Raw genomic sequence first — 17,078 nt, 5'->3', positions numbered from 1 at the left:
CGAGTAACTGATATGAATAAGTTAATATACACGATAGTTGCATTAATAGCGCTATCACAAACCGCTCAAGCGGAAGACATTGAGCTTTATGTTAAACATAATGTTTCTACTCGTGAGCAACCTCGGGTACTGATGCTGTTCGATACATCAGGCAGTATGGCGTGGGACTCTCAAAATGGTAAGGCGTGTTATGAGCGTTATTCATATCGTGTTTGGAATGGCTGGTACTATGAAACGCGATACGGCTACCGAGAAACAGAGTGTTTTAATGGCAGTAACTGTTATCAAGCGAACCAATATAATCAAGCGGTTCAGGGCTGCGCGGATAGCCGCCTAAAAGTTGCAAAAAACGCCATGCGCAGTTTAGTTAATGATAATGACGATATTAGGTTTGGCTTATCTCGGCTTTATTCAGCAAGTGGGGGCTATATTCTAAACGGCATCGGCAGCACTCGCAGCGATATTGTGGATAAGATCAACGCATTGCCTGCAAATGGCTCGACACCATTGTCAGAAACGCTTTGGGAGTTATATAACTATCTTAAAGGTGGCGGCGTATATTGGGGCACTAATGGCGGAAACGATAGGGATAAAGGGATTGAACGTGGGAGCAACTATATTTCTGCGTTTACCCCCGTGCGTGGCGAAGAAGAGCGGTGTGATACGTCAATCAACTTAATTTTAATGACGGATGGCGACCCTACCAGTGATACTGACTCTAACACAAGTATCGTTAATGAATATTACTCAGTGTACGGCGCCTACCCTAATTATTTCGACATTAATGAAGGCTCTGGTGTTACCAAAAACTATTTACCAGCTTTGGCCAAAACAATGCGCGGTACGTCTCAAATTAAAGTTGACTTATATCCTTCTACTCCAGATGAACATGACTTTGCGCGAGTCTTTACGATCGGCTTTGGTAACGGTATGTCTAATACAGGTAAAGAGTTGCTTGCGGAAACTGCTAAGGAAGGAGGGGGGCAATACCTGCACGCCAATACCGCAAATGAACTGTCGGATGTACTCAAAACCACGATTACCAATATCAGAAATGTGAGTGCAAGTTTTAGTTCACCAACGGTGTCCGCCAATGCTGAAGATCAAACCCAAACAGGTGATGCACTTTATTACACTCAGTTTAAACCAGAGACACATACTCGCTGGCGTGGCAACCTGAAAAAGCTTAAGTTTGTGGGCACAGAGATAGTAGGTCAGGAACTGACTAAAGCGATAAATGATAAAGGTGCGATTGATAGCAATATCACAACATATTGGTCGCAAGCGGAATCAAAAGATGGCAACAATATTGAAAAAGGAGGAGTTAACTATGCGCTTGAAAATCAGGTTACTAGAAAAGTACTGTCTGATTTTGGTGGCGGTGATTTAGTTGATTTCACCTACAATAACGCCGAAAGTGCCTATGGTAATTTAACTAAACTTGCCACAGCAATGGAGTTAAGCGGTGCAAGTAAAAGTGAGATACAAAGTATTTTTAATTGGGCGATAGGTCAAGACGTCGACGATGATGATGATGACGGTTTGAGATCTGAAAGAAGGCCAGACATATTCGCCGATCCCCTACACTCAAAGCCTGCAACGGTCGACTATGGCAATGGCGATATTCGCGTGCTCATTGGCACCAACGCCGGCATGCTTCATATGTTTAAAGATCAAGGTAATAGCGTAACTGAAAGCTGGGCATTTATCCCAGGTTCTTTATTACCTATCCTGAATCCAGTCAAAACACGTAAAGCAGAAACGAAACTGTATGGCTTAGATGGACCTATTACTGTGTACTTTCACGATGTGAATAAAAATCGTAAGGTGGAAGCGGGTGATAAGGTTTGGGCCTTTGTGGGAATGCGCCGCGGCGGCAATAAATACTATGGCTTTGATATTACCAATCCAGATTCACCCAAACTATTGTGGGGTGGGCCTATTTCCGGTGATTCAAACAAGTTTAAGAACTTGGGGCAAACGTGGTCCAAGCCCGTGGTGACTTTCATTGAAAAGCAAAAGGATAGACCGGTATTGGTTTTTGCAGCAGGATACAATACCAATAAAGACAATGTTTCGCGTAGCGATGATAATGATAAAGGCGTAGGGATTTACATGGTTGATATCATGTCAAACAATGCTGATATCGTTTGGTCGCTCACTGGAGATGCGTTTAAAGGTAAGCACAGTATTGTTGCGGAGCCAACGTTAACGGACTCAGATTACGATGGCTATATTGATAGAATTTATTTAGCGGATACCGCAGGGAGTATCTGGAGAATTGATATACCCGGTCCAAACCCATCTGATAGTACTGAGCCTTGGACTCATTTTGAGTTGGCGCGTTTGGGGAGTAGCTTTGCTGATGAGGATAGACGCTTTTTTTATCGTCCAAATATTGCTCGTACTTTTTATAGTAAGGTAACAGAGACTAGATATAACGGGAATTTGATTAAAGAGCGCAGAGATACGCCGTTTGATGCCATTGTTATTGGTAGTGGTAATCGCTCTAAGCCGACAGATTCAAGCGTGACTGACTATCTTTTCATGATTAGGGACATACATACGAAGACTCAGTCATTTGTAAATGACATTCCAGACCCTATATTAATTTCTGATTTAATGGAAATGAAGAACGATCCATTTGGGAATGCTGTAGACAATATTGACGACTTTATTGAACTAGAAGTAGAGCTGGCTAAGTTTAATGGCTGGAAGTATCAGTTATCAGGGGGCGAAAAGTCGCTCTCTGGAGCTACTGTTATTGGAGGAGTCGCATACTTTACTTCATTTACACCAGCAGATCAGACAACCCAACAATGCACATTAACAGGTGGTAAAGGGCAGCTTTACATGTTCCATTTACATTATGGTACAGGTAAAACTTATGTTACTTCACAGGATTTACCGGATACGCCGACTCTAGTTGTACGCAAAGATGAAAAGGGCAAAAGAGTTCCTTATATCGCAGGCCCTGGGATTATAGCTGATGGCAGCAATCCATTTATACCGCCGGGAATACCAGGGGAACCAGTGCCAGTTGTGGGAGATGACGACAAGGTTATTATCTTTAAAAATAAAACTTCGGGTATCAGAACAAGACAACTTTACATTTATAAGAGGGAAGATAGTGATGAGAAGAAATAGTACCCTAGACAAAGCAATATCAGGTTTTACCTTGATAGAAGTAATGATAGTGGTGGTGATCATCGGTATTCTCTCTGCGATTGCGTACCCTAATTACACTGAGTATGTGAGAAGAGGGGCAAGGGCTGATGCCATGACTTTGTTACTTGATGCCGCGAATAAGCAAGAGCAGTTTTTTGTTGATAATAGAGTTTACAGCGATAATCTAGCGGCAATCGGTGTAGCGACGGCAACGGAAAATGGTTATTTCAATGTAACACTTGAAAACGTTACTGCAGATACCTTTAGAATCGTTGCAACAGCCGTAGCAGGGCCGGTTCGAGGCGATGAACAGTGCCCAGCTTTAACTATTGATGAACTTGGGGTTCGTGGTGTTACTGGGACGACGGATCAAGACGCTATAGATAGGTGCTGGGAACGTTAATTTTCGGGGGGGGGGAGTAGCTAACTCCCCTTTGTATTCATACTAACTATCCCCGAGCTTAGGTTATTTAACCTGAGGTTTGGATAAGGAATGAGCTAATTCATTGTTTTTAATATTACATTAAATTATTTCCCTATCTAGCCAGAAAGTTTTGGGATTAACACCGCTTCCGCGTCCTGCTCTCGCTAAGGTACCTACATCCTGTAGGCAAGGCGAATTTACGTACCAATAGCGGGCTATTGGAAGTGAATTCAACGCTGTTAGCGCAAAAACTGGCTGCTAGAAAGGCATTAATTATCCGAAGCTTAGGTTATTTACTTTTGACACTCATCAGTATCTTTTAGAGTGCTTCTCCCAGTATAGCTAACTGACAACGACAACCCCACGGTAGAACTTGCGTTACAATAGACAAAAGTACCGTTATAGAGTCCCGCGAGATGGCCAAAGCGGCGAAATATAATGGCGTTTCTTGGGTAGGTGAGCTTGTCACCTGAGTCTACTGCGTCCACAACCGCTAATTTATAATCATCGCCTGAAAACTCACCTTGAGGGTGGTAGTCGATAAAAACCGTTAACTGAGTGTGCCATTCTTTGTCGTCGCAGCGATTGTTTTTCAGTGGGCATAAAGTAACGGTTGCACCACTTGCAACGGCCTGAATGCGAGCAAAATTAATGGCTCGTCGCAACGCTTCTAGTTTTATTTTTGGTTTATCAAACTGAAATAAAGTCGTAAGACTGGGAAGAGAAAATAAACTGACGATGGTGATAATCGCCAAACACACTAAAGATTCCAATAGGGAAAAACCCATATGACGATGCATATCCTTTGCCTCGTTTTATATTTTCTTTAAGCCTAGTCGTTTATATATTAAAGGCAAGATTGGAACTTTGAGATATTTTGCGCATCAGTACTTTTGTGGTTATCCACAGGTATCTGTTGTATTTCCTCGATATAATGCTGTGCCAGCAGTTGAAACACTCAACTGCTGATTGTTGTCGTCACTACCTGGACAATAGGTAAAATTGCCAGCGTTTGAACCACTTAAGAGTCCACTTGAATCAAACCTTAGACGATTGTCACCAGAAAATACCATAGTGTCGTTATCGTCTACGACCTCCATCGTTCTATGGATAGTATCACCATTACTAAATGTGCCATTTTTATCACTATCAACAAACACGCTAATTCTGTTCGTTGCCCAATTATCTTGGCAAGTAAATGAACTCCTAGCTTGAATATTGGCTGGGGGAGCTGGGCATAAAATGACAATTTCGTCTGCGGCGGTTGCTTTTACACGAGCAAAAGCGATATTGCGCTGTAATTCTTGTAAGAAGGACTCTGCTCGGTTGCGTTGCAGCAGGTTGCCATCAAAGCTAAATGAAATGGCCAATACGATAGCCAATATAGCGATGGTTATCATCAGTTCTAGTAGATTGAATCCTGCTGATTGTTTCATTACCGCCTCACAACCAAAAAGTAATAATTTATGATTAATATTATTGCGTGAAATCACTTCAACTTTCAATGTCTTTGTTTGCCTTGGGCAAGCGGATTGTCTAAAATCGACGCTATACCAAAGGAATCGAGATAGTCATGAAGAAAATAGAAGCAATAATTAAACCGTTTAAACTTGATGATGTCCGAGAAGCGCTTTCGGATGTGGGGATCACAGGTATGACGGTATGTGAAGTAAAAGGTTTTGGTCGTCAGAAAGGCCATACTGAGTTATATCGCGGTGCTGAATATATGGTAGATTTCTTGCCTAAAGTAAAGCTTGATATTGTTACCGCAGATGAAGACGTTGACAGAGCCATTGAAGTTATCCTAAAAACTGCGCAAACGGGCAAAATTGGTGACGGTAAAATCTTTGTGACCGATGTTGAGCGTGTGGTTCGGATCCGTACAGGTGAAGAGGACGAAGAAGCGATTTAATACGCTGTTAAGTCAAATGCTTACCTTTTAAGGCTGCTTACCTTCTATTATGGGCAGCCTAATTCCTTCCTTATTACAACTACAATCAAATAAAATACGCTGACGGCTGATGTCTATGTACAGGAAACAAGTATTTTTTACTGCTGTAGAATGCTTGAAGGCGAGCACTGCTGGGAGAGAAGTCACGACATCGGTGATATCGTGACTTAGCACTCTATTTATTTGTTACGTGCGTTAACCGATTTGGCTTTTTTCACGTTATCTGCAAGGTCTGGCAGGCCGAGTTTGCGGTAGCTTTTTTCCATAATGTCAAAAGCTTGGGTCAGATAACTACTTTGAGAGTAGTGCTCTACTACATATTTACCACGGTTTGCTGCGGCAAGATATGCTTCACGCTCGAAGTAATATTCAGCGACTCTCAGTTCGTAACGAGCCATTTTGTTTAGTAACCATACTAAGCGTTTTTTAGCCTCTGGTGCATACGGACTGTTTGGATAGTTTTTAACTAACGTGGTTAAATCCTGAAAAGCAACGCGGGTGCGATTGGCATCGCGGTCGGCTCTGTCGACACCAAAATATTCTTGGAATGCGTTTTCGTCAGCTTTAATACTTACCAGGCCTCGCATGTAGTACATGTAGTCTAGGTCTTTATGATTTGGATTTAAGCGAATAAAACGATCAATAGTGGCAAGAGCTTGGTCAGTGTTACCTGTTTGATAATATGCATAGACTAAGTCCATTTGAACTTGTCTTGCATAAGGGCCAAACGGGTAACGAGCATTAATCGCGCCCAATAATTCAATGGCGCGGGCATATAAACCGGAATCTAATGTTTGTTTAGCATCTTCATAAAGCGCTTGGGCGGATTTGTTTGGTACGCGTTCAATATCTTCTTGTTCTGGTGCGGATGAACAGGCTGCCAAACCCAAAACAGACGCGGCTAACGCCAGCCTAAAGGCGTGTGTCCTTAAGTTTTTAATCATTTTATTTTACTACCTTTGTTTTCTTCGGCTAGGCCAACTCGGCAAAACCGAGTAAACTATGCATTAATTACGATTCTAACCCAGTCGAGCACGGCTTGCACTGGTAAATTAGGTAAAGTTTCAGATGTCAGAGCAAATTTCCCTCCAAGCGGAGGTTCCAGTCGAACTCGGTGGTAAACGTCTAGACCAAATATTGGCGCAATTGTTCCCGGATTTTTCTCGTTCAAGAATAAAAACTTGGATCCTTGAAGATAAAGTCACCGTAGATGGTGAAGTATTCAACACCCCTCGTGAAAAGTTACTTGGTGGTGAAAGTGTCGCTATCGAGACGGTTATAGAAGCACAACGTGAATACGAAGCGCAAGATATAGAGTTAGACATTGTTTACGAAGATGATGACATTCTTGTGATAAACAAGCCGATGGGGCTGGTGGTTCACCCCGGTGCCGGTAACCCAGATGGCACTGTGTTAAATGCTCTGCTGCACCATCATCCAGAAATCATTAACGTGCCTCGTGCTGGTATCGTACACCGTCTAGACAAAGACACTACTGGTCTAATGGTCGTGGCGAAAACTATTCAAGCACAAACGCACTTGGTGAAGAATCTACAAGCGCGTGAAAACTTCACACGTGAATACGAAGCTGTCTGTAATGGCACGATGACGGCAGGTGGCATGATTGAAAAGCCAATCGGTCGTCACGCAACCAAGCGTACACATATGGCAGTCCATGAGATGGGTAAGCCAGCTATCACTCATTACCGTGTTGCTGAAAAGTTTCGAGCACACACGCGCCTGCGCCTGCGCCTAGAAACCGGTAGAACGCACCAAATTCGTGTACACATGGCGTATTTGAATCACCCACTAATTGGCGATCAGCTCTATGGCGGCCGTCCTCGTCCACCAAGAAATGCGACTCAAGGATTAACCGAGCAATTAAGAGAGTTTAAACGTCAGGCATTGCATGCGATAAAACTGAGTATCGCTCACCCGATTACTGGCGAGAAGATGACATGGGAAGCGCCTGTGCCTGAAGATATGATTAAATTGGTGGCAGCGCTCAGAGAAGATACCAAAGAAAACCCGGATTTAACGTTATAAGATGCAACTTGCTCAGTGGCCATTAACCCAATTCGTTGGGACATTATCAACAACGCGCAAGGGCGGTGTTTCTGCACCGCCGTATGACAGCTTTAACCTAGCCTTTCATGTTGGTGATAATGCTGAACATGTAGCCGAAAATCGCCGAATTTTACACGGCTATGTGGCCAACCCGATTGTATGGCTTGAGCAAGTGCATGGCGCAGAAGTGGTGGTGGTCGACGAGCAGTTTGAAATCGCGCAGGTCCATCACGCCGATGCCTTATACACTCGATTGCGTCAAACACCACTGGCTATCATGACAGCAGACTGCTTACCCATTCTGCTTGCATCAAAAGATGGTGAAGAGGTGGCCGCTATCCATGGTGGTTGGAAGCCTCTCGCTGCTGGAATTATCTCGCAAACACTGGCTAAGTTTAACTGTGCACCTGAAGAGATCTGTGTATGGTTTGGCCCTGCGATTGGGCCTAGTGCATTCGAGGTGGGTGAAGACGTAGTACAGGCTTTTGAGGCGCAACGAAATACGGCATTTGTTGCTAAAAAAGACGGTAAATATCTTGCGGATATTTTCAAGCTTGCACAATCGTTATTACGCGAGCAAGGTGTAAAGGATTTTTACGGCGATAAACACTGTACAGTAACTATGTCCGAGCAGTATTTTTCCTATCGTAGAGACAAAACAACGGGCCGTATGGCAACTTTGATTTGGCGCAAATAATCAGGGTAAATTATTACTTTTACGCTTGATCTTCGTTCAGTTAATACCCATAAATAAGGTAATTCGATATTTTATATGGGTAAATAAATCATGCGTTTAGATAGATTTACAAGCAAATTCCAAGCTGCGCTTTCCGATGCGCAGTCATTAGCGCTTGGGCGCGATCACCAATTTATTGAACCTGTTCATTTAATGTATGCTTTGCTCCAACAGAGCGGCTCGAGTGTGCGCGCATTATTAGCACAAGCAGGTGTGAGCGCCGACGAGCTTAATACTAAGTTGTCACAAGCCATTGAAAAGCTATTTAAAGTAGAAGGTGTAGGTGGTGATGTACAGCTTTCAAATAACCTTATTTCACTGATCAATCTGTGTGATAAATATGCACAAAAGCGTAAAGATAAATATATCTCCAGCGAGTTATTTGTTTTTGCTGCGTGCGAAGATAAAGGCCCATTAGGCGAGATTTTCAAAGCGCTTAACATCACCCAGCCAAAGATCGAGCAAGCCATTAAGGCTATTCGAGGGGGTCAAAAAGTGGATGACCCTAATGCCGAAGACACTCGCCAAGCTCTTGAGAAATTTACCATCGATCTCACTGAGCGTGCTGAGCAAGGCAAGCTTGATCCGGTTATTGGTCGTGACGACGAAATCCGCCGCACTATTCAAGTACTACAGCGCCGTACTAAAAACAACCCTGTACTTATCGGTGAACCGGGCGTTGGTAAAACCGCCATCGTTGAGGGGCTCGCGCAGCGTATTATCAACGGTGAAGTTCCTGAAGGCTTGAAAAGTAAGCGCGTACTATCGCTAGATATGGGAGCATTGGTGGCGGGAGCCAAATACCGTGGTGAATTTGAAGAGCGCCTAAAGTCGGTATTAAACGAGCTGGCTAAAGAAGAAGGCCAAGTTATTCTCTTTATTGATGAAATCCATACCATGGTAGGGGCGGGTAAAACCGACGGTGCGATGGATGCGGGCAACATGCTAAAACCCGCACTTGCACGTGGTGAGCTTCACTGTGTAGGGGCGACCACGCTTGATGAGTATCGTCAGTATATTGAAAAGGACGCGGCACTTGAGCGTCGTTTCCAAAAAGTATTTGTTGCAGAGCCAACCGTAGAGGACACCATCGCGATCCTACGTGGCTTAAAAGAGCGTTACGAATTGCACCACTCGGTGGATATTACCGATCCTGCGATTGTCGCTGCGGCTAATTTATCACATCGTTATATCTCAGATCGGCAGCTTCCAGATAAAGCTATCGATTTGATAGACGAAGCAGGGTCTTCAATTCGGCTGCAAATTGACTCAAAGCCGGAGCAATTAGACAGACTAGAGCGCCGTATTATCCAACTAAAATTGGAAGATAACGCGCTGGCAAAAGAGAAAGATGAAGCGAGTCAAAAGCGTCGTACTGAGATGCAAACGCTCATCAATGAATTAGAAGCTGAGTATCGAGAGCTTGATGAAGTGTGGAATGCCGAAAAAGCCTCACTACAAGGCACACAAGTGATTAAGGCTGAGCTTGAGCAAGCGCGTTTAGATCTAGAAGTCGCGCGTCGAGCAAGTGATTTGCAACGTATGTCCGAACTACAATACGGTCGGATCCCTGAGCTTGAGCGAAAGCTAGACCTTGCTTCTCAGGCTGAAATGCAGGAAATGAGCCTTTTAAAAAATCAGGTTGGTGAAGATGAAATTGCAGAAATTTTATCTCGCTGGACTGGGATCCCGGTAGCAAAAATGCTTCAAGGTGAGCGTGAAAAGTTACTGCAAATGGAAGACGAGCTCCATAAAAAAGTGATTGGGCAAGACGAAGCCGTTAATGCGGTTGCCAACGCTATCCGTCGCTCACGAGCTGGGCTTGCAGACCCAAATCGCCCAATTGGTTCGTTCTTGTTCTTAGGTCCAACAGGGGTTGGTAAAACGGAGCTGACCAAAGCGTTAGCCAACTTTATGTTTGATACGGAAGATGCCATGGTGCGCATTGATATGTCCGAGTTTATGGAAAAACACTCAGTTGCGCGCTTGGTTGGTGCACCTCCTGGTTATGTCGGCTACGAAGAAGGTGGCTATTTGACAGAAGCGGTAAGGCGTCGTCCTTATTCTGTGATTTTACTTGATGAAGTGGAAAAGGCGCATCCAGATGTATTTAACATCTTATTGCAGGTCTTGGACGATGGTCGCTTGACTGATGGTCAAGGTCGCACGGTTGATTTTAAAAACGCGGTGATCATCATGACCTCGAATTTAGGGTCGGATGTCATTCAAGAGCAAGCAGGAAATAACGACTACGCGACACTCAAGGAGCGCGTTATGGCTGTGCTCGCTAGTCAGTTTAGACCTGAATTTATTAACCGCATTGATGAAACTGTGGTGTTCCACCCGCTTATCAATGAACATATTAAAGAAATTGCGAGTATTCAATTAGACAGATTGAGTAAACGCTTAACTGAAAAAGGCTTTGCGCTTGAGCTCAGTGACGCCGCGCTTGATAAAATCGCTGCAAGCGGATTTGATCCTGTATATGGTGCCCGTCCTCTAAAACGAGCCGTGCAACAATACATTGAAAACCCGTTGGCGCAGGACTTGTTACAAGGTAAGTTTGTGACTGGCGATACCATTAAAGTCGAGGTTGTCGACGACCAGATAGTGTTCAATCACTAATGTAGCTAAACGCTCTTACAGTCATACTGTAAGAGCGTTTTTCCTTCACATACTGTAAATTTCTTCAAACTCCTTACCCTTTCGCGTATTCTACAAAGATAACAAACTGTCTTCTAAGAACGCCACATATGATAAATAACTCAACCACTTACGGTATCTACGAATTTGGTGATAGCAATCAGCTGTGTAGTACCACCATTTCTTTGCCAGCACTTACTTCAGGCCTAGTGCGCATAAAAGTAAACAGTACCAGCATAAATCCTATTGAAGTGAAAACCAGACAAGGCCTTGGTTATGTTGCAGCGCAAAAAAGCGCAGATGCCTTTTTGCCGCTCGGATATGATCTGTATGGTGAGGTGGTTGAGGTTTATGGCCCAGATAATCAATTTAAAGTAGGCGACCTTGTCATCGGTATGATTGGGTTTGCAAGTAACCCCGGAACCTATAGTGATTATGTGGTGGCGCTTGAGTCAGAGCTCATCAAGATTTCTTTGCAAGAAAATCCAGATATTGCAGGTCTTTGTCTTGCGGGTCTTACGGCAAAACAAGCGCTAGATAAATTTTCGAATCATAATCGTCCACTCTATGTATTGGCACCAACTGGTGGCGTGGGGCATTTAGCAATTCAACTAGCACAGCTCCAAGGGCGAAAAGTCATCGCTGTCTCGACCCGCCCTGAGCACGAATTGCTGTCGAAGCTCAAGGTAACGGCCATTAGTTATAACGAATTTTATCAGCACCAAGTTGAGTGCGATTTACTGGACTTAATTGGTGGCGATATTGCATTACAGTGTGTCGACTCGATGAAGCCGGATTCGCACCTAGTGACTATTCCCAGCGTCACCAAAGAAATCGTCTGTGAGCGAGCCACGACAAGGGGTATAAGGGCTGAGGGGATGTTGGTTGCGAGTAATTTAGGCGATCTTAAATATTTGTATCAGGCGTACCAAGCTGGCAAAATCAGCATAAATGTAAGTCATTACTTTGCGATGGCGGATATTGCGCAGGCTCACCACTGTATGGAAAGTGGTAAGCATGTTGGCAAAGTTATTATTAAGGCCTAAGTGTACTAAAAGTAGCCATATTTAAATTGATTGCTCGGTTTAAATCACTCATTTAATGAATACACTTGGTATAATTTGGTTTCGACCCCATAAACTTGAAATTGGCCTGTAGGTTCGAGGAAGAATTTTTGAAACAATTAGACTTAAACACTAAGCTGGACTTATTGTCTAACGGCGCGCATCGCGGCGTTTTCAAAGGTATCAAAAGAGGTATCGAACGTGAGGCATTGCGGATCCAAGGGTCGGGAAAAATAGCGAAAACACCGCATCCAGAAAAGACGGGCCACGCACTGACCAATGGTCATATCACCACTGATTTTTCTGAGTCGCTACTCGAATTTATCACCCCTGTGAGTGAAGACCCACAAGAGACATTAGCGCAACTTTCTGATCTACAGAAGTTTACTTTGGCGAATATGGGTGATGAGTTACTGTGGCCTTTGTCGATGCCATGCTTTATTGAGGACGAAGAAGATATCGTCCTAGCGCAGTTTGGCACTTCTAATATCGGCAAAATGAAAACGCTATATCGTGAAGGGCTAAAAAACCGTTATGGCAGCATGATGCAGGCCATTGCGGGTGTGCACTTCAATATTTCGTTTCCAGAGTCCGTTTGGCAAAGTCTGCAAGTGATGTCTGAAGATGATAACCCTCAACAATCATTTATCTCCCAGCAGTATTTAGGCCTAATTCGTAATTTCAAACGTGAAATGTGGCTGATAAGCTACCTGTTTGGTGCATCTCCTGCGCTTTGTCCGTCATTTTTGCAAGGCAAAAAGAGCGACTTGCCATTTAGTAAACTAGAAAATGGCTCCATCTACCTTGAATATGGCACGGCGCTTAGACTGGGTGATTTAGGTTATACCAATAGCGCACAAAGCTCGCTTAAGGTGATGTATAACGATCTGGATGAATATATTGCGGGCTTGCGACAAGCCATTCGTTGTCGCTCCGACTTATATCATGAAATTCCAGATTATCGAGCAGCAGATCCAAAACAGCTGAATCGCAACATTTTACAAATTGAAAATGAGTTCTACTCGCCAATTAGACCAAAGCGCAATGCCAAGTCTGGTGAAACGCCGACTCAGGCACTTGAACGTGGTGGTATCGAATATATCGAAATTCGTGCGCTGGATGTTAACCCATTCGAGCATACCGGTGTCAGTCTTGAGCAAATCCACTTCCTCGATGTGTTCTTAACCTATTGTTTGCTAAAGCCAAGCCCTGAGCTTTCGTTTGAAGCGCAGAAGCTCGCTGGTAAGAATTTACATCAGGTGGTTAACCAAGGTCGCTGCACAGCACTTGAACTGAGTAAAGCGGGTGAGCCTGTGAGTGTGAAGCAGTGGGGCACAGAGATTTTTACAGACTTACTCAAAGTCGCAAAAATGTTAGATGCGAGTACCGAAAAATCAGTTTATGTGGCAACAGTGGAAAAATTAATGTTGTCAATTGAAACACCTGCACTTACTTTTTCTGGGCAGTTGCTATCTCAACTGAAGAGTCGTACCTTAGAACAAGGCTCAATGGGCATTGAACTTGCGAAAAAATATAAGCAACTTCATCAAGATATCAAATACGGTTATTACGATGAAGATACGCTGAAGTCATTTGCACGTCAGTCTTTCGAAGATGAGGCTGCGGTTAGAGCTGCGGATACGGTAGACTTCACGGCTTTCCTTGACGATTATTTTTCAAGGGCATAATGCACAAGGCATAAAAAAGCGCAGCCATAAGGCTGCGCAAATAAATTTCAGGGATGAAACAATGCTAAACTGCTGCATTCATAAGTTCAGACCAATGCAAATTGTAAAAGTTCATTAGGTTTCGAAAAAAATGCAAAAAAAATTAATTTTAATTAGCCTCGTCGCTGTTTTATCCGGATGTGCTACTGCACCACCTAAACAACCTCATGATATTTGTAAGATTTTTGAGGAAAAAGAAGATTGGTACTATGACGCTCGTGATGCTCAAGAAAAGTGGGGCTCACCAAAGCATGTACTGATGAGCATGATGTATCAAGAAAGTTCTTTTCGGCATGATGCGGCTCCGCCTATGGAGTATTTCCTGTGGTTTATTCCTGTTGGCAGAGTGAGCTCTGCTTATGGCTACTCTCAAGCCAAAACTCCGACCTGGTCTGATTATATTCGTGAAACTGGAAACTCAGGTGCAGATCGCGATGACTTTGAAGACGCCATCGACTTTATGGCTTGGTTCGTATACAAAACTCACAAGGTAAACGGCGTGTCTAAATGGGACGCTTACGCACAATACCTCAATTATCATGAAGGCTGGGGCGGTTATCGTCGTGGTACTTATAAAAATAAGAAATGGTTAATGCAAGTCGCAAATAAGGTAAAGCATCGTGCTGCGCGCTATGCCGTTCAACTTAAACGCTGTGAAGATGATTTAGATAAGAACTGGTTCGAGAGAATTTTTTCTTGAGTAAATTGCGGTGTTACTTTCAACACCGCAATTGAGTTTAGTTTTACTTACTTAAGAGTTATACCAATTAGACTTAATGCTTGCTCAATTTGAAGGATCAAATCTGACGCTAACTGCGTTAAAAATTTCTCACTTAGAACAACTAAATAACCTGAGCTGCGGATAATTAATGCCTTTCTAGCAGCCAGCTTTAGCGCTAACTGCGTTGATTTCACTTCCAATAGCCAGCTATTGGAAGTGAATTCGCCTTGTTTTCCCTAAAACTCTCTGGCTAGACAAGGAGAAAACTAAGTTGTGCTTTAGCAACAATGAGTTGGAACATTCCTTATCCAAACCTCAGGTTAAATAGTAAAATTTTTGCCTTGTTATCGACAAGATTTTCTTGCCTCAAAATAGACCACTTAATTAAGCTAATTGGTATTAGAAGAAATTTTCACCATCTTGATCATGTTTTCTTTGATCTCAATGACTTCCATCTTATAACCAGAAATCGTTAAGCCAAGAGGCGCATCTGGAATATCTTCAAGGTGTTCAACAATCAGGCCGCTCAGGGTTTTAGGACCTTCGGTAGGTAAGTCCCAACTCATTTCTTTATTTAAGTCACGCACGTTTACACTGCCGTCAACCATAACTGAGCCATCTCGCTGCATGTTTACGTCTTCGCTCGGCGCGCGCGTCTGCGTGGTGGTAAAGTCACCTACGACTTCTTCAAGAATATCTTCAAGTGTAACCAGACCTTGAATGTCACCATACTCGTCAACAACAAGACCAATACGCTCTTTGGCTTCTTGGAATTTGATCAGCTGTGTATTGAGCGAGGTATTCTCTGGTACATAGTAAATCTCTCTTACCGCACGCAGTAGTGACGGCTTATCAAACTGCTCTTTTGTCAGTAGGCGTAGCGCATCACGAGCGTGAATAAAACCAACCGCATCATCAATTTGGTCACGGTAAAGTAGCACTCGGGTGTGCTGCGCATTCGTGAGCTGGCGAGCAATATCTTTCCACTCGTCATTGATATCTATCGCATTGATTTCACTGCGTGGGATCATAATGTCTTCTACGGTCACGTGATCCAGGTCTAAGATAGAAGTGAGCATGTTTTGGTGGTTTGAGGGCAACATAGCGCTTGACTCATTTACCACGGTTTTTAATTCTTCTTTACTTAGGCTGTGCTCCTCAATCTCTTGTGGTGTGATCCCGACCAAACGTAACATACCATTGGTGATCCAGTTGGTCGCAACAACCAAAGGAAACAAGACCTTCAACAACACTTTTAGGATAACAGAGCTTGGAAACGCGACTTTCTCAGGGTATAAAGCTGCGAGAGTCTTAGGTGTAACTTCAGCGAAGATAAGGACCACGAGTGTGAGGCCAAAAGTAGCTACTGCGATACCCATATCGCCATACAGGCGTAATCCAATGATGGTTGCAACTTGTGCAGCGGCAATATTGACGAGGTTATTTCCGATCAGGATCAGACCAATCAGTCTATCAGGACGGTTAAGGAGGTTACTTACACGCTTCGCACCACGGTGATTCTCTTTTTCAAGATGGCGTAGACGAATACGGTTGATTGACATGATACCGGTTTCTGAACTAGAAAAATAAGCCGACATCAAAATGAGCACGCCGAGTATGATAAACAAGGCGCTGGTCGATATGTCTTCCAACAGTGGATCCCTTTTTTACTTACGAAAGAGTATTAAGCGTTAGTGAGTTACGATAGTCAAGTTAAAGTTTAAAACCTGCCTAAAATCACTTCTTGTATAAAGCGACTACCAAAGTAACCTAAAGTCACGATGCCAGAAGCCGCTATGATTGAAATCACCACAGACTTACCGCGCCAGCCGAACTGCTTATGCCCAAAGGCGACGACGACATAAATAAGCCATGCAACGATAGATAAAATGGTTTTGTGAATAGTCTCTTTGGCGAACATACCGTCTAAAAAGTAAAAACCGGATGCCAATGCCAGCGTTAATAAACCTGTGCCTACAAATAACAGTTGATAAAGCTGCCTTTCCACTTGCATAAGTGGCGGTAGATGGCTCGTCATAATCGCCAAATCCCGCTGTTTTAGACGTTTATCAATAAACATAAATTGAATGGCGTAGAGCGTGGCGATGATAAGTACGCAGTAAGCCAACAAAGAAAGTGAAATATGTAAAACGAGGCCAACATCTATATTTATCGTATGCATAATAATGTGGTGTGGAATAAATAGGCTTGCTAATAACAAAATAGCCGCGAAGCCATACACCACGGGTAGCAATAATGTTGCAGGGAAGCGTAAAGATACGGTCGTTACAGAAACAACGATAACCCAACAGGTTAACAAGGCAACGTTGACGGTACTGAGATCTTGTCCTTGATGCGTAAACACTGAATTCACCAATACTAGCATATGAGTTAAAATGGCGACGGTGCTTAATATTAAGGTTTTCTTTTGATCTGGACCTTGTTTGTCAAATAAGCGCGATAAAACATGGCTGGTGGCCATGATGTAAAAGAGACAGGCGATTAATGACAAGCTAATAATCAACATAAAAATAAGTGCCTAATTTTTGCTTTCCTTTTTTAGCTATTGTATTTAAA

At 43.4% G+C, this 17,078-nt stretch carries 14 protein-coding genes; 9 read left to right on the top strand and 5 right to left on the bottom strand.

From position 1 onward, the window contains the following. Positions 1-12: 12 nt before the first annotated feature. Together CTT31_RS12230 and CTT31_RS12225 are read left to right on the top strand one after the other, a co-directional pair. On the top strand, positions 13-3,147 hold the full coding sequence (locus CTT31_RS12230; protein WP_260491353.1) for a pilus assembly protein: 3,135 nt from the start codon (positions 13-15) through the stop codon (positions 3,145-3,147). After that, positions 3,134-3,571 (top strand): type IV pilin protein, encoded by a 438-nt coding sequence (locus CTT31_RS12225; RefSeq protein ID WP_039496964.1) that lies wholly within the window; start codon positions 3,134-3,136, stop codon positions 3,569-3,571. Before CTT31_RS12230 ends, CTT31_RS12225 begins: the two co-directional genes overlap by 14 nt. Positions 3,572-3,885: 314 nt before the next feature. Here CTT31_RS12225 and CTT31_RS12220 read toward each other — a convergent pair whose 3' ends face one another. Both CTT31_RS12220 and CTT31_RS12215 read right to left on the bottom strand, forming a co-directional pair. Then, positions 3,886-4,392, bottom strand: coding sequence for a GspH/FimT family pseudopilin (locus tag CTT31_RS12220; protein WP_249122408.1), 507 nt, complete (start codon positions 4,390-4,392; stop codon positions 3,886-3,888). A gap of 99 nt (positions 4,393-4,491) precedes the next feature. Next, a complete protein-coding gene (locus tag CTT31_RS12215) occupies positions 4,492-5,028 on the bottom strand; it encodes a GspH/FimT family pseudopilin (protein ID WP_245008175.1) in 537 nt (178 codons plus the stop codon). Between the two features lie 137 nt (positions 5,029-5,165). Here CTT31_RS12215 and glnB point away from each other — a divergent pair, with 137 nt between their 5' ends. Then, the gene (glnB, locus tag CTT31_RS12210; protein ID WP_010371023.1) at positions 5,166-5,504 is read left to right on the top strand and encodes a nitrogen regulatory protein P-II; all 339 of its coding nucleotides are present in this window, start codon (positions 5,166-5,168) and stop codon (positions 5,502-5,504) included. Positions 5,505-5,722: 218 nt separating this feature from the next. Here glnB and CTT31_RS12205 read toward each other — a convergent pair whose 3' ends face one another. After that, positions 5,723-6,487: an outer membrane protein assembly factor BamD gene (locus CTT31_RS12205; RefSeq protein ID WP_010371025.1), complete on the bottom strand. Its 765-nt coding sequence runs from the start codon at positions 6,485-6,487 to the stop codon at positions 5,723-5,725. 124 nt (positions 6,488-6,611) lie between these two features. Here CTT31_RS12205 and rluD point away from each other — a divergent pair, with 124 nt between their 5' ends. The 6 genes from rluD (at position 6,612) to CTT31_RS12175 (ending at position 14,480) form a co-directional block, all read left to right on the top strand. Next, a complete protein-coding gene (rluD, locus tag CTT31_RS12200; RefSeq protein ID WP_010371027.1) occupies positions 6,612-7,589 on the top strand; it encodes a 23S rRNA pseudouridine(1911/1915/1917) synthase RluD in 978 nt (325 codons plus the stop codon). A gap of 1 nt (position 7,590) precedes the next feature. After that, positions 7,591-8,307, top strand: a complete 717-nt coding sequence (gene pgeF / locus CTT31_RS12195; RefSeq protein ID WP_260491352.1) for a peptidoglycan editing factor PgeF — start codon at positions 7,591-7,593, stop codon at positions 8,305-8,307. Positions 8,308-8,397: 90 nt separating this feature from the next. Next, positions 8,398-10,971, top strand: coding sequence for an ATP-dependent chaperone ClpB (gene clpB / locus CTT31_RS12190; protein WP_010606680.1), 2,574 nt, complete (start codon positions 8,398-8,400; stop codon positions 10,969-10,971). 128 nt (positions 10,972-11,099) lie between these two features. Further along, positions 11,100-12,035: an NADP-dependent oxidoreductase gene (locus tag CTT31_RS12185; RefSeq protein ID WP_260491351.1), complete on the top strand. Its 936-nt coding sequence runs from the start codon at positions 11,100-11,102 to the stop codon at positions 12,033-12,035. 128 nt (positions 12,036-12,163) lie between these two features. Next, the gene (gene gshA / locus CTT31_RS12180) at positions 12,164-13,741 is read left to right on the top strand and encodes a glutamate--cysteine ligase (protein WP_260491350.1); all 1,578 of its coding nucleotides are present in this window, start codon (positions 12,164-12,166) and stop codon (positions 13,739-13,741) included. 130 nt (positions 13,742-13,871) lie between these two features. Beyond that, entirely contained in the window at positions 13,872-14,480 is a 609-nt protein-coding gene (locus tag CTT31_RS12175; protein ID WP_010606683.1) for a transglycosylase SLT domain-containing protein, read from the top strand. A gap of 410 nt (positions 14,481-14,890) precedes the next feature. Here the strand turns inward: CTT31_RS12175 and CTT31_RS12170 are convergent, their stop codons facing one another. Continuing rightward, on the bottom strand, positions 14,891-16,153 hold the full coding sequence (locus CTT31_RS12170) for an HlyC/CorC family transporter (protein ID WP_010606684.1): 1,263 nt from the start codon (positions 16,151-16,153) through the stop codon (positions 14,891-14,893). Positions 16,154-16,221: 68 nt separating this feature from the next. After that, complete coding sequence (locus tag CTT31_RS12165) at positions 16,222-17,028, bottom strand: cytochrome C assembly family protein (RefSeq protein WP_017216167.1); 807 nt, start codon at positions 17,026-17,028, stop codon at positions 16,222-16,224. Positions 17,029-17,078 lie beyond the last annotated feature (50 nt).

This window comes from Pseudoalteromonas maricaloris, assembly GCF_024746855.1.
Classification (GTDB): domain Bacteria; phylum Pseudomonadota; class Gammaproteobacteria; order Enterobacterales; family Alteromonadaceae; genus Pseudoalteromonas; species Pseudoalteromonas maricaloris.
The sequence above is the reverse complement of the archived record's forward strand: the minus strand, read 5'-3'. Positions and strand labels throughout refer to the sequence as shown.

What these genes read in the sequence shown, in the direction of transcription:
- CTT31_RS12230 (WP_260491353.1), top strand. Translation starts at nt 13, where the DNA reads ATGAATAAGTTAATATACACGATAGTTGCATTAATAGCGCTATCACAA.
- CTT31_RS12225 (WP_039496964.1), top strand. Translation starts at nt 3,134, where the DNA reads ATGAGAAGAAATAGTACCCTAGACAAAGCAATATCAGGTTTTACCTTG.
- CTT31_RS12220 (WP_249122408.1), bottom strand. Translation starts at nt 4,392, where the DNA reads ATGCATCGTCATATGGGTTTTTCCCTATTGGAATCTTTAGTGTGTTTG.
- CTT31_RS12215 (WP_245008175.1), bottom strand. Translation starts at nt 5,028, where the DNA reads ATGAAACAATCAGCAGGATTCAATCTACTAGAACTGATGATAACCATC.
- glnB (WP_010371023.1), top strand. Translation starts at nt 5,166, where the DNA reads ATGAAGAAAATAGAAGCAATAATTAAACCGTTTAAACTTGATGATGTC.
- CTT31_RS12205 (WP_010371025.1), bottom strand. Translation starts at nt 6,487, where the DNA reads ATGATTAAAAACTTAAGGACACACGCCTTTAGGCTGGCGTTAGCCGCG.
- rluD (WP_010371027.1), top strand. Translation starts at nt 6,612, where the DNA reads ATGTCAGAGCAAATTTCCCTCCAAGCGGAGGTTCCAGTCGAACTCGGT.
- pgeF (WP_260491352.1), top strand. Translation starts at nt 7,591, where the DNA reads ATGCAACTTGCTCAGTGGCCATTAACCCAATTCGTTGGGACATTATCA.
- clpB (WP_010606680.1), top strand. Translation starts at nt 8,398, where the DNA reads ATGCGTTTAGATAGATTTACAAGCAAATTCCAAGCTGCGCTTTCCGAT.
- CTT31_RS12185 (WP_260491351.1), top strand. Translation starts at nt 11,100, where the DNA reads ATGATAAATAACTCAACCACTTACGGTATCTACGAATTTGGTGATAGC.
- CTT31_RS12175 (WP_010606683.1), top strand. Translation starts at nt 13,872, where the DNA reads ATGCAAAAAAAATTAATTTTAATTAGCCTCGTCGCTGTTTTATCCGGA.
- CTT31_RS12165 (WP_017216167.1), bottom strand. Translation starts at nt 17,028, where the DNA reads ATGTTGATTATTAGCTTGTCATTAATCGCCTGTCTCTTTTACATCATG.